Here is a 13,252-nt window from a genome sequence, read left to right on the forward strand (position 1 = left end):
CGGATGAAGCACAGCAGCAAGAACCACAATTAAGGCGTGGCCTTCAAGCTCGTCACTTATCGATGATCTCCATTGGTGGAGCAATTGGTACAGGTCTATTTTTAGCAAGTGGATCGGCGATTCATACAGCAGGCCCAGGAGGGGCACTACTTGCTTATGTGATTATAGGAATCATGGTTTATTTTTTAATGACAAGTCTTGGTGAGCTAGCATCTTATATGCCGGAGGCAGGATCGTTTAGTACCTATGCAACAAAATTTGTTGATCCATCATTGGGCTTTGCGCTTGGTTGGAACTATTGGTATAACTGGGCGATTACAGTAGCAGCGGAATTAGTTGCTGGAGCTTTAATCGTGAAATTTTGGCTTCCAGATAGCTCCTCGCTTCTATGGAGCGCACTATTTTTAGCAATCATGTTCGGATTAAACTATATGTCTGTTAAAGGTTTTGGTGAGTCAGAGTTCTGGTTCGCTTTAATCAAAGTAGTGACGATTATTATTTTCCTTGCTGTCGGTATCTTAATGATTTTTGGAGTATTTACGGGAGAAGCTGTTGGATTCTCTAACTTTATGCTAGAAGATGGACCTTTCCATGGCGGATTCTTCACGATGATTGGAATTTTCATGGTTGCCGGATTCTCCTTCCAAGGAACAGAGCTTCTTGGGGTGGCTGCAGGTGAAAGTGAAGACCCAGCCCGCAATGTACCGCGCGCGGTTCGCCAAGTGTTCTGGCGCATTCTATTATTCTATGTATTAGCAATTTTCGTGATCGGAATGCTAATTCCTTTTACAAATGAATCTTTAGCAAGTGGCGATGTAACGCTTAGTCCGTTCACGCTAATATTTAAACGTGCAGGATTTGCGTTTGCTGCATCAGCAATGAATGCTGTTATCTTAACATCCGTTTTATCAGCAGGTAACTCTGGAATGTATGCATCTACACGTATGCTTTGGAACCTTGCAAAGGAAGGCAAAGCGCCGAAATTCTTAGCTAGTGTTGATGGACGTGGTGTTCCCGTTAATGCATTGCTTGTAACGTCTGCTGTTGGACTTGTTGCCTTTTTCGCTTCTTTATTCGGTGATGGTGCCGTTTATATTTGGTTACTAAATGCATCAGGTATGTCAGGCTTTATTGTTTGGTTAGGAATTGCTGTGAGTCATTATCGTTTCCGTAAAGCCTTTGCTGCACAAGGACGCAGCCTATCAGAACTACCATATCGAGCAAAATGGTTCCCATTCGGTCCGATTTTTGCATTCGTTCTTTGTGCGTTTGTTGTTTTAGGTCAAAATTATCAAGCGTTCATGGGTGATTCAATCGATTGGTACGGGGTAATGGTTTCCTATATCGGCTTACCATTGTTCCTAGTAGTATGGTTAGGCTATAAAGTGGTTAAAAAAACAAAGGTTATTCCATTAGAAGAATGCGATTTAACCCCAACGTTAAAGCAATAATGAAGCTTAGAAAAAGCTGTGAACCAAATAGAGGGGGTTCACAGCTTTTTTCTATTATAATGCTTATGACATCCTGTGACTGTCATTTATTTTTTTCACACTGTTTTTATATTTTGAAGCAACCACCACAATTATGGCCAAAATAAGAATAGCTGCACTAAACACGAGGCCGTATACATAATATTTTTCCATAAAATCATAAAAATCAATTGCCGTATCAAAGGTATTCAAGGAGACCACTAAAACTAAACCACCCAAAACCCAGTTAACTAGATGGTAATCCTTTAGTTTGAACCAATTTGCGACAGCGACGCTAGCTCCGTAATGGAGAAGAGCGAGCCGCAAATAGGCGGACACTGACATGATGGTCAGTCCATAAATATCAAAGCGTTCAATAAAGCCGACATTAATTAAACGAACCATACTTTCAACTGGATACATAAATTTTGTCGCTTGATTTTCACCAAAGATCGCAATTACCCCAGCAGCTGTAGAAGGAAAAATAATTAAATTTCCGATAAACGTAAGAAGATATACTTTTCGAAACGAAATCGACTTTTGCTCGGGCCGCTGAATATTGATCATTAACAGGACAATTATTTCGCCAAATAAGGCTAGGATAACGAGGATGACCGGGATAATTGGATCGATTCCATTTTCCATAATCGGAAGTAGCTTTTTATAGTCCTTCAGTGGCTTTAATGCCAATGAGACAAATATACCGGCTAAAATATTTAAGATAATAATCCATTCCGATACTCTGGCAATGACCTCAATCCCTAGGTGGACCGTATAAAATACGGCAATCGCAAATACCAGTGCGATTAACCACAGACGATGCTGTGGCAAAAATACAGCTGTGATGAAAATCGAAAAGCCATATAAAGTTAAACAAGAGTGAATAAAGAAAAAAGCAATAAGTGGAAGTGTCAGCATCCTACCGAAAAAGGGTCCGAGTGTTTCGAGTGCGTGCTCAACAAGGGTTTTCCCATACAGTTTTTCGCTTAAAATGGCCATGGCAAAAAATAGTAGCAGACCAGGGACAAATCCAAGGATCATCCCCAACCATGTATCCTTTCCAGGCCCAATCTAAAAAGACCTTTATCAAGAAAAAGTGACCCGGAATCACGATAAGAGGGGTAACAATAAAGAAAATCTGTCTCGTTGCAATGGCTGTTTTACCCATATTTTCCTCCTCTTAGTGTTGTGATGAAAAAGATAAAGCTTATCAGGGCGTAAGCACCTTGAATAAGCTTCTCTGAAACATTCATGAATTTATAATCTGAACCCCATAAACCACATGTCGATACTATAATGGATTTACTTCACCGGTTTCTCTTATGTATTTGTTGTCTCCCAAAAGAACCTGAATTTGATTGCAAAAAATCGCAAAAAGACTCCCTTAAGCAATCTAATAATTGAATAACCCTAAATTTCGAACATCTACATTCACCTTAACCTCGATTGGGATACTGGCAAATTGATGATCCCAATCTTGCCGGTTATTTTTCCAAAATGATGGAGCTGTTCGGTGTATTACCTCACCGAAGCCGTATATGTCTACTCGCATCTCTTTTGCTCTAATGACAGAATCAAGGATTTCTTTTTTATCACCTGCTCTGCAATCAATTTTATTTCATCGATTTTTTTATGATTTAAGGCGGTATACTCGGTTAACATTTCTCCGATACTTACCGTACAATTCAACTCAACGTTAATTGATTGAATGCTACCATGTGCAAATTTTGGTTTAATGTCTAACTTTGTTTGGTCCAGTATTTCTAATCCGATTTTTCCAGTTCCTTGTAAAGCTGGAATAACAAGAATGCCGCCTTTTACCTCATCTTTTAGCCAAAGCAGTCCTCTTGTTTCTTGAGTATTTAAATTACCAACCCACTTTGCATCCTTAATGACTCCTGTATTCTTAATTTTTGGCATCTCTTCTTTCCCTTTTTTCACGGTATCAATAATGGCCAAATAGCCAACCCGCTTTGGAGATAGCATCATCTCTGTAAACTGGTGAAGTTTGATAGCAGGTGTGAATGCAACTTCGCCTTGTTGCTCAAGCATTTTCTCGATAATCACAGCGGGAATCGAAGAGAAGTCAACCTTGGCTTTAATAATGTCACTGGCATCCTTTTTTGATAAAAGAATATAAGGATTTGGCTGAACGGCATTGTTTCGATTTAAAAAGTCTAAATAAGGAAGGATGTTCGTCTTTGTCACGGACTGGCCGAGGACAACAATTTTAATATAGGGCCATATTGGTTGTTTTCCGACTTTATCAATCAACGCTCGTGCAGCATCAAAAATCGTATCGCCTTCACTGGTATAGACATGGATCCCTTTTGCTTCCTGCTGTTCAGTTGGCCTAGTGTCAATTAATGCAAGCGTCAGCTTTACTTTGTCATTCTCGATTTGGTCAATTCCGATTGCTGAGAGAATGACCATCCCATCGAGTTCTTCTCTATTGCATCCGGATAAAAGAAAAACAATTGTGAGCAGGATACAAAATAATAATATTGGATGCTTATTCTTTTCCTCTACGTCCTTCACCAGAAAGCCCCCCTAACTTTTGTTTGACAGGATTTCGAGACTTAAAGGTAACCGGGCGTCTAGTAAGAAGCCAAAGTGGAAGTCGCATCATACTATCTCCCCAATCTTGGATTTTGATTGGAAAAAGTGGAGCGGTAAAGGGTACACCAAAGGATCTTAGTGAGGCCAAATGACTGACTACAATCATCCCGACAATCAGGATTCCAAACAGACCAAAGGTTGCGCCGGCAATGACAAACACGATTCGTAATAAACTGATTGGTTCTGAGAGTGAATTTACTGGAAAAGACGAAATACCGACTAAAGCCACCGTAACGACAACTGGTATACCAACTAAGCCAGCTTGTACAGCTGCCTCTCCTAAAATGAGGGCTCCGACAAGGCTGACCGCTTGACCGACAGGCTTTGGCATCCTAAGGCCGGATTCACGAATAATCTCAAAAACAATCAGCATAACAATGATTTCAATATAAAGCTGAAATGGAACGTTGGCTCTTGTTACAAAGAATTTAACGAGCAATGAAAAAGGGATTAGGATCGGATGATAATATTGGATTGCAACAAAAATTCCAGGCAATAAGGTGGAAATAAAGAAACTTACGACGCGCAACACACGGACAAAATTTGAATAATACGGTCTTGAAAAATAGTCCTCAGAAACTTGAAAATGATTAATCAGCAAGTAGGGAACAGTTAGAACAATTGGAGTACCATCAACAAAAATCGAAACTCTTCCTTCGAGCAATTGGGCGGCGACAATATCTGGTTTTTCTTGATTGCCGACCGTAGGAAAAATAGAAAAGGGAGCATCCTCGATGTATTGTTCAATATAGCCAGATTCTAAAACTGAATCTATATCAATATTCTCCAGTCTCCGATACACTTCTGTTAAAATCTCTGTGTCTACAATTCCGTCAATATAAGCAATTACGATTTTTGTATGAGTTTGCTTCCCAATTATGAAAGGCTCACAGCGCAGGTTTGGATTACGGATTCTCCTTCTTAGCAGTGAGATATTAGTTGAAAGGTCTTCAGTAAAAGCGTCTCTGGGACCCCTTATCACTGTTTCGGTAATAGGCTGTTCGATTCCTCGCATTTCCCACGCCTGTGCATTAATAACAAGCGCAGCATCCTCGCCTTCGATAAAAACAATGATTTTCCCACCGAAAAGTTCATTGGCGATTAGATGAAGATTAATTTCATACTCAATTTCTGCCACAGAGAGAACCGATTCTTTTAAATAGGTTAAAAGAGGCAGACTCGAATTAGGTGGAGACATATTCATTAACGGACCTAAAACATTTTCATTAATAACGGTTGTCTCAACCATTCCGGATATGGCAAATAAAAGAGCAGGATGCGATGAGTTTTCTCCCATATTAAAGCCTCTATTAATTACGCCGACATTCCGTCCTAATGAAGTCTCAAGAAAATTTCTATTCTGTTGGAGAGATTGGCTCACTTGCTCAAATTGATCTAAACGAGCCCCTTTACTATTCGTCATGACAGTGCTCTTTTCAACATTGATCGATGTATTTTTGTTTTGTTTGTGCGAATCTGAAAAGGCTTTTCGAAATAGTTTGCGACGAGACATTTTAATCCGACTAAACATGGTACACCTCTAGGTAAAATTATCTTGATGTAAATATAATATTTAGCAGGATATTGGAATAATATACATGTGTTTCATAGGTTTAGGGAGCAGGTTTTTGCTAAAGTTATATAAAAAATAATATTATTTCGAAACATGAAATACTTGTTAGAAACTTGATATATAGAGGTTTTTATGGCTTTTTATAGGGTTGGAAATTGTCGCAAAAACATATCTTAAAATAATTGTTTCGGGTACAAAAATAATTTTTACGAGAAAGCTATAATTGGAATTAATTGTAAATAACAGCGTACGGGGTATTGTGTTGGAAATTATTTGGTAATATCATAGAATTAACGCATTAAAGCAGCGGGGGACAGTCCCCCGCTGCTTTAATACGATAAAGGAACTTTCGTTTATTTCTTCAGAATATCTAGGTCTCTGGTCTTAGTGTTATTTAGTTTTGTGGTCTATAGGAAATTGGGGATGTTTGGTGTATTCTGTAAGTATAGAGTGAAGATTCAAAAATAAGGACTTTATAATTTGTGTTGAGATTGAAACATTGTTCTTAATTGTACGTATGAATAGTATGGATTAAAAAGTCAGGAGTCGATATACAATGAACCCGTTTATTTCGTTTTTTGTAGGAATATTCGCTGCTATACCAACAGCCATATCCGCATGGCTGTTAAGCTTTTTCGTATTTGATCAAACCTTTTGGCCTTCATCAGCATATTCTTTGGCTTTCGGATTTGGTGTTTATTGGCTTATTTCTTTAGTGCTGAAGACCCATTTCCTGAAAAAAAATCAGCTGACACGAAAGGAATATCGTTATATAAAAAAGAATTTAGAAGAAGCAAAACAAAAAATCAAGCGCTTAAACCGTTCCGTTTTTCATATCCGCGAAATCCCGTCGTTTAAGCAAAGAATCGATATTGTCCGAATTACACGACGGATATACAACCTAACTAAAAGAGAACCGAAGCGGTTTTATCAAGCTGAGGAATTTTATTTTTCGCATCTCGATTCAATTGTAGAGATCTCTGAAAAATATGCGCTCTTATCTAGTCAGCCTAAAAAAACACTTGAGCTTAACGACACGTTGCGTATGACACGCCAGACTCTAAACGACTTATCAAAAGTTATTGAAAAAGACTTATACGTTGTTCTTTCCGATGATATTGATCACCTGAATTTCGAAGTAGATGTCGCAAAATTTGCGATTAAGACCAAACAAGATTCTAAATTCATTGAGGAAAGCAGGTTGAAAAAATGAGTGAAAAAGAACCAACTTTGTTCAATCGCACCGACCATGTACTGGATGATATGCTTGCAAATCCATTTGGAGAGACAAAAGACCCCAATGCTCAGGATGATCCATTACAGCCCCAGTTACAGCAACAAAAAATTGGACAAGATAAGCCAGTTAAACTAATTGATGTAATCCCACCAGAAAGCCGGCAAAAGGCAATCCAACTTGCCCAGCAAATTGATCCGAGGAACCAACAATCGATGATTTTATATGGGACACAGGCGCAAAGCAAGCTGTTATCATTTTCCCATACGATGCTAGAGCATGTGCAAAAAAAGGATGTCGGTGAAGTCGGGGAAATCATCAATGACTTGATGAAGCGACTGAATGAAATAAGCCCGGATGAACTGAAGCAAGAAAAGCAGGGGTTATTCTCGCGTATGTTCGGCAAAATTTCAGGCTCGATTCAAGAGGTGCTGTCCAAATACCAAAAAACAAGTGCGCAGATTGATCGCATCAGTGTAAAGTTGGACCGCAGCAAAAACGTGTTATTGTCCGACATCGGAATGCTTGAAAAGCTATACGAGACAAATAAGGAATACTTCCATGCGTTAAATATTTATATTGCAGCAGGCGAATTGAAGCTTGAAGAGCTTAATACAAAAACCATTCCGGCTCTGAAAAAGGCCGCTGAAACGACACAGGATCAAATGAAATTTCAAGAAGTAAATGATATGATTCAGTTCACGGACCGTCTTGATAAACGCTTGTATGACTTGAAATTAAGCCGAGAAATTACGATTCAGAGTGCGCCACAAATTCGCCTAATCCAGAACACAAACCAAGCGCTCGTGGAGAAAATTCAATCTTCGATCGTGACGGCGATTCCACTCTGGAAAAATCAGGTGGCAATTGCCCTAACCTTGTTGCGGCAGCGTCATGCAGTAGAAGCACAAAAGCAAGTTTCGAAGACGACGAATGAGCTTTTATTAAAAAATGCAGAAATGCTGAAAACCAATACAATTGAGACCGCAAAAGAAAATGAGCGCGGACTTGTTGACATTGAAACCCTAAAGAAAACTCAGGCCAGCCTTGTTTCGACCCTTGAAGAGACTCTTCGCATACAAGAAGAAGGTCGCCACAAACGTCGAGCTGCAGAACAGGAACTCTCATCAATGGAAAATGAATTAAGACTAAAATTACTCGAAATCAAAGACGGAAAATAAATATTTTTTGAAAATCCGACCCATTTCCAGTCGAATGTTTATATTTAAGTTATAAAAGAAATTCTTTTTAATAGAGTAATAACACAGATTAAAATGTTGACTTCATTCAATTTCAAATTAATAGGAAAGGCTGTTAAGGAGATTCCCCCCTAACAGCCTTTTTTATATTGTATTTGTCTGTTTATTTCCGCTCCAGGTGCTCCCTTTCCGCGCAGGAGTTTTCGCACCTTCCACTCCAATCAACATAGTGCTCTAATATCATCACCGATCTTTATCGCAGCCAATTTGTTTAAATTGGTTCTTCTTCCTTATATCGATCCTGATAGCTAATCAACTCATTATAAAATGTAGCTGTTGCAGTTGAAATATAAGGTGAAAGCCACAAAAAGCCAATACCTAAGGTAATTATGGATAGAATTGCCCAGCCAATAAAGCTCAAATTTAATAAAAAATACTGCCATTTGTACCCATTCATCCGCTTTCGACTTTCAGTAATAGCTTCAAGGATTGAATATTCAGGATGGTCCTTTAACAATAGATAGGTTTGAGAATATGAAAGGGATTTAATGATGCCTGGAATTAGGAGCAGAAGGGACCATAAAAAGACGAAAATGCCAATTAACAGGGATGCGCCTATCAGCTTAAAATATGTTTTACTATCTTTAAATACCGAAAATACATCAGAAATTTTCGGACCTTCCATACGAACCAATGCTAAGAAAAACCAAAGAGCTGAAACGGTCAATGGAATCAAGGCGATGGAGACCAATGTGCTAATTAAGCTAGCAAGAGGCGGCACAGTGTCTTGCATAAGCCAATTTGAAAAACTTCCACTAAAAATTCCTTCGAAAATACTAGGAATGATTGAACTGATTAAAAATACGATTAACGTGAGCGATACTGCCAAGCCCCATTGTCCCTTAAGAACACTAAGAGCCTGTTTCTTTATCAAAGAAATAGACATTGTTTTTCTTCCTTTCTTTTTCGGGAAAAGGAATGTACCTCTTCCTCTTCTCGCATAATGACTTTACCGTGTAACTAAATTATATCATTACTGTTTGTTCAAACAATTAATGTTTATTCAGCATACCTTGTCCTAATGTATTAAGTTATGAATTTGTCCTTAAAATGGAATTTGTGTTTAAGATTTCAATTTAATGGATATAATACAATTTGCAGGATTCATTTGAATTTTTGTGTATATTTGTGTGCTAGGAGGCAACGAAATGGAACGTGGAAAAGTAAAATGGTTTAACAGTGAGAAGGGCTTTGGCTTTATTGAGCGCGAAGGTGGAGAAGATGTATTTGTTCATTTTTCAGCTATTCAATCAGAAGGCTATAAATCGCTAGAAGAAGGTCAAGAGGTTACGTTTGATGTTGAACAAGGCCAACGTGGCCCGCAAGCTGCTAATGTTCATAAAGCATAATTGAACGAGTCCATGCATGGGTTGAACTTCAACCTATGCATTTTTTTTGGACTTAAGGGGCGGTGCTAAATGTTTGTTTTAATCGTAATCGTGCAATGATAGTAGTATCTTATATGGTAGTATGTTATTTTTTTCTTATAAAGACTTATTATTGTTTTGAGGAGTATGTTTGTGAAGCATAATCATTTATCTATAAGTGTTCCAAAGGTTATTATGCAATTGGTTATTTCCTATTTAATCGGATGTGTTGTTCGTGAATTGTTTTTAGAAGGGATACTTGAAGACTTAACTATTTCAAAGTGGATGAAGGATATTATTGGTTTGCTATCTATGATCATTATTACGGCACCGATTTTTTATCTTCTATTTTATCCTGCACTAAAAAGGAACAATATGTCAGATCAGCTTTTATTAGAGAAATATAATCAACTCAAGCAAATCCTCGATAATGCACCAATTGGTTGTTATATCTACGGTGAGAACGGATTTATTTATGCAAATAAAAGATTAAGCAGCATTTTGGACGTTGAAGAAATAGATATTATAGGTAAAAGGTTTAATGAGGCAGAAATATTTGATGCTAAAACAAGTGCAATGCTTGCTGAAACTGTTCGAAAACGATTTATACATGATAAGGCTGTTCCTGAGCATTATACGGCCATGATTTCTAGAAAAGATGGAGTGTCGATGGCACTTGAATTTAGGGTGAAGCTTGGGGAATTCAATGGTGAAACGGTTATTCTTAGTACTGTTGCAGATGTAACTGAGAAACAACAGTTAGTAACACATTTAAAACATAGTGAACAATTATACCGTCGTTTGTTTGAATCCAACATGGATGCAGCTATAATCATGGACTTTCATGGGATTATTACGGATGTCAATAAAGCTGGTATCGAAAACTTCGGCTATGTTCGATCTGAGATTATTGGTCAGCACTTTGAAGTATTTGTTTACAAAAAAGAGCTGGTTAAGGCAAAGGAGATATTTGATAGAGTATTGCAAGGTGAATCGATTCGCTATGAAACAAAAATTAGAGATACTCATGGGGAAATTGCCAATGTTGCCATTAGCATTATGCCATTAACGAACGATGATCATGAGATTACCGGGATTTTTGCCTTTATCAGAAACATTACCGAACAAAAGCAACACCTCCAAACCATTCAACAAATGGCTTATTTCGATTCATTGACTGGACTCCCAACCGGCATTATTTTTTATCTGAATTCGAAAGATTGCTCACTTCAGTTAAGCAAGAGCGAGGCAAACTTGCTTTGTTCTATTTGGACCTCGATCGTTTAAAAATCGTAAATGATCATTTAGGTCATTTAGCTGGGGATGAGCTGCTCCAAAAAACAAGTGAACGGCTTCGGACGATTGTAGGAGAAGAGGGGTTCATTGCCCGACTGGGCGGAGATGAATTTACGATTATTTATCGTATTAAAAATTATGAAGTTGAAATTGATAATTTTTCTGAAACGATTCTTAAAGGGTTTGAAACGCCATTTGAAATTGAGGGAGTTTCGATTCATTCAAAGATCAGCATTGGTGTTGCTCTTTATCCCAATCATGGAAGTACCACGACATCACTTGTTCAATCTGCTGATTCAGCCATGTTTCAGGCAAAGAGGATGGGTGGAAATCAAGTAAAACGATACAGTGAGGATATTGTTTCTCAGAGTCAAAAAATATTTGAATTTGAAAATGACTTTTCTAGAGCGTTGGAAAATCAAGAGTTTTCGCTTGTCTACCAGCCAAAAATCGATGCTAAAACACTAACAGTAATTGCAATTGAAGCACTAATCCGCTGGAATCATCCAGTCAGGGGAATACTCCGACCATCAGAGTTCATTCCTATTGCTGAAAAAACAGGATTAATTAGTAGGCTAGGCGATTGGGTGATGAGGGAAGCCTGTTTCCAAATGAAGCAGTGGCAAGAACAAGGTTATTCAGCAATCCGAATTGCTGTAAACGTATCCCTATTGCAGTTTAACCAAAAGAGCTTTCCTGATAAAGTTCAGGAAATATTATCTGAATCGGGTTTAGAACCGCGTTTTTTAGAGGTTGAAATAACCAAAGGAAAGTGGGCTGCTGAGAGCGAAGAGGTGTACAATGGAGTAGCTAAGCTTAAAAGAATGGGAGTCTATGTTTCACTTGATGATTTTGGAACTGGCGATACATCCATAAGTGCCTTGAAAAAATACCGATACATTGATGCGCTAAAAATTGCTGAGTCCTTCATCGAGAAAGTAGATCAAAACGAAGAGAAAGCAGCAATAGTCCAATCGATTATCACGTTGGCCCATGGTTTAAATATGCAGGTTGTCGCCGAAGGGGTAGAAACAGCAGCAGAATTAACATTTATCCAAAACCGAGCAATCGACCAATTCCAAGGCAACTACATCACCAAGCCACTCCCACCAACCCAGCTACTCAACTACTTGAAAACAAAGTAAAGCGTTAAAGCAGTGGGGGACAGTCCCCGGCGAGGTAATGCGTTAAAGCGGCGGGGGACAGTCCCCGGCGAAGCAAAGCGTTAAAGAGGTGGGGGTCAGACCCCCGCTGTGGTAAAGTATTAAAGCGCTGGCTACATTCATCCACAAAAAAACCTGCTCATTATAATTGAGCAGGTATTTCTGGTGGCAATTTTCCGGAACATGCGCGGGATCGATCTGGGTATATTGTTTATTGATTCAGATGAGAAAACCATAACGATCATTTTTCCATTGGTGGCAATTGCCCTAATAAGGATAGGTTGATTATAGCCATTTCGGAATGAAAAATCAGGTCCGTACCAGCTTACAGTAGCATCTCGCTCAGCAGGGACATAGGGTACCTTTTTGCTGTGGGAATAGCGTTCAATTATTTCCATTCCAGACTGATCCACAGCATTATATAAGGTTGAAGAAACCTGGCAAATCCCTCCGCCAATCCCTTCGGTAAGCTCTCCCTTGACGATTACCGGTGCTGATAAGTACCCTTTGTCTTTTGTTCTTTTTCCGACAACTTTATTAAAGGAAAAGGTCTCACCTGGGAAAAATGACAGAATTGTTTATTGCGGCTGTTGCCAGTGAAATATTATGTGACCTTTCTTGATTTCCGGAATTATAATACGTCACATAGTGACCAATCATATCTGTACGAATATCAGAGAGAAGCTCACTGTCAACCCGCGGATAGGTTGGCTGGATAGGTACCTCGATTGTTTTTGGACCAGTACTATAAAAATACTGATAGAATCGATTTCTAAATTCATTGTGATTCAATACTGCGCCTGTTTTTTCCTCAATCAGATTTCCTGATTGGTCAAGACTCGCATTAACGGGCTCTTTCTTAATTTGTGCTTCGACTTGGTCCTCCAGCTGTCCTAAACCTTCAAGATTTAAAAATGGGAGTAATGGAGCGGGCAGCAAAAAATCCGAGCGATTCACGACCGAAATGGTCTCACCCTTCGAATTAATGGATAAGTTATCTGCTGGAACTTCAACGTTCTGATTTAAGAGGATAAGTGCTAAAACACAAAGTATATTCACTAATCTCACCTCACTCATAGTATGAGTAGGATCCAACGCTTTCATGTGATAAGGTTGGAAATTAATTTACATAAATGAAGTAGGGTCCCAAATAGCTATCCCGCATTCAATACATACAACAACACGATATTTTAAACGGAAATTATGGTTAAAATAATCATAAACAGAGCAACCTCGGTATGCGGAATCGAAACATTATATCCTACCTATTCA

9 protein-coding genes and 2 pseudogenes are annotated in these 13,252 nt (G+C 38.6%); 6 read left to right on the forward strand and 5 right to left on the reverse strand.

Features of this window, described 5'->3' with window-relative positions; genetic code table 11:
- Positions 1-62: 62 nt before the first annotated feature.
- The gene (locus RGF10_RS03070) at positions 63-1,451 is read left to right on the forward strand and encodes an amino acid permease (RefSeq protein ID WP_318509318.1); all 1,389 of its coding nucleotides are present in this window, start codon (positions 63-65) and stop codon (positions 1,449-1,451) included.
- A gap of 63 nt (positions 1,452-1,514) precedes the next feature.
- Here the strand turns inward: RGF10_RS03070 and RGF10_RS03075 are convergent, their stop codons facing one another.
- The 3 genes and pseudogenes from RGF10_RS03075 to RGF10_RS03085 form a co-directional block, all read right to left on the reverse strand.
- A complete protein-coding gene (locus RGF10_RS03075; RefSeq protein WP_318509320.1) occupies positions 1,515-2,540 on the reverse strand; it encodes a GerAB/ArcD/ProY family transporter in 1,026 nt (341 codons plus the stop codon).
- A gap of 322 nt (positions 2,541-2,862) precedes the next feature.
- A pseudogene (locus RGF10_RS03080) lies at positions 2,863-4,007 on the reverse strand (Ger(x)C family spore germination protein).
- Entirely contained in the window at positions 3,982-5,619 is a 1,638-nt protein-coding gene (locus RGF10_RS03085; RefSeq protein ID WP_318507180.1) for a spore germination protein, read from the reverse strand. The pseudogene RGF10_RS03080 and the gene RGF10_RS03085 overlap by 26 nt, the downstream one beginning before the upstream one ends.
- A gap of 598 nt (positions 5,620-6,217) precedes the next feature.
- On the opposite strand from RGF10_RS03085, the gene RGF10_RS03090 reads away from it, so the two are divergent.
- Both RGF10_RS03090 and RGF10_RS03095 read left to right on the forward strand, forming a co-directional pair.
- Positions 6,218-6,874, forward strand: a complete 657-nt coding sequence (locus RGF10_RS03090; protein WP_318507182.1) for a 5-bromo-4-chloroindolyl phosphate hydrolysis family protein — start codon at positions 6,218-6,220, stop codon at positions 6,872-6,874.
- Positions 6,871-8,076, forward strand: a complete 1,206-nt coding sequence (locus RGF10_RS03095; RefSeq protein WP_318507184.1) for a toxic anion resistance protein — start codon at positions 6,871-6,873, stop codon at positions 8,074-8,076. The genes RGF10_RS03090 and RGF10_RS03095 overlap by 4 nt, the downstream gene beginning before the upstream one ends.
- Before the next feature lie 289 nt (positions 8,077-8,365).
- Here the strand turns inward: RGF10_RS03095 and RGF10_RS03100 are convergent, their stop codons facing one another.
- Entirely contained in the window at positions 8,366-9,040 is a 675-nt protein-coding gene (locus RGF10_RS03100) for a DUF975 family protein (RefSeq protein ID WP_318507186.1), read from the reverse strand.
- Positions 9,041-9,302: 262 nt separating this feature from the next.
- On the opposite strand from RGF10_RS03100, the gene RGF10_RS03105 reads away from it, so the two are divergent.
- The 3 genes from RGF10_RS03105 (at position 9,303) to RGF10_RS03115 (ending at position 11,962) form a co-directional block, all read left to right on the forward strand.
- Positions 9,303-9,503 (forward strand): cold-shock protein, encoded by a 201-nt coding sequence (locus RGF10_RS03105; RefSeq protein ID WP_318507188.1) that lies wholly within the window; start codon positions 9,303-9,305, stop codon positions 9,501-9,503.
- Between the two features lie 171 nt (positions 9,504-9,674).
- On the forward strand, positions 9,675-10,808 hold the full coding sequence (locus RGF10_RS03110) for a PAS domain-containing protein (protein WP_318507190.1): 1,134 nt from the start codon (positions 9,675-9,677) through the stop codon (positions 10,806-10,808).
- A complete protein-coding gene (locus RGF10_RS03115; protein ID WP_318507191.1) occupies positions 10,742-11,962 on the forward strand; it encodes a putative bifunctional diguanylate cyclase/phosphodiesterase in 1,221 nt (406 codons plus the stop codon). Before RGF10_RS03110 ends, RGF10_RS03115 begins: the two co-directional genes overlap by 67 nt.
- A gap of 160 nt (positions 11,963-12,122) precedes the next feature.
- Here the strand turns inward: RGF10_RS03115 and RGF10_RS03120 are convergent.
- Positions 12,123-13,057 (reverse strand): annotated as a pseudogene (locus RGF10_RS03120) (VanW family protein).
- Positions 13,058-13,252 lie beyond the last annotated feature (195 nt).

The sequence above is a fragment of the Bacillus sp. T3 genome (assembly GCF_033449965.1).
Taxonomy (GTDB): Bacteria; Bacillota; Bacilli; order Bacillales; family Cytobacillaceae; genus Bacillus_BU.

Excerpts from the sequence above, each read along its gene's own strand:
- RGF10_RS03070 (WP_318509318.1), top strand. The coding sequence starts at position 63 with ATGATCTCCATTGGTGGAGCAATTGGTACAGGTCTATTTTTAGCAAGT.
- RGF10_RS03085 (WP_318507180.1), bottom strand. The coding sequence starts at position 5,619 with ATGTTTAGTCGGATTAAAATGTCTCGTCGCAAACTATTTCGAAAAGCC.
- RGF10_RS03090 (WP_318507182.1), top strand. The coding sequence starts at position 6,218 with ATGAACCCGTTTATTTCGTTTTTTGTAGGAATATTCGCTGCTATACCA.
- RGF10_RS03095 (WP_318507184.1), top strand. The coding sequence starts at position 6,871 with ATGAGTGAAAAAGAACCAACTTTGTTCAATCGCACCGACCATGTACTG.
- RGF10_RS03100 (WP_318507186.1), bottom strand. The coding sequence starts at position 9,040 with ATGTCTATTTCTTTGATAAAGAAACAGGCTCTTAGTGTTCTTAAGGGA.
- RGF10_RS03105 (WP_318507188.1), top strand. The coding sequence starts at position 9,303 with ATGGAACGTGGAAAAGTAAAATGGTTTAACAGTGAGAAGGGCTTTGGC.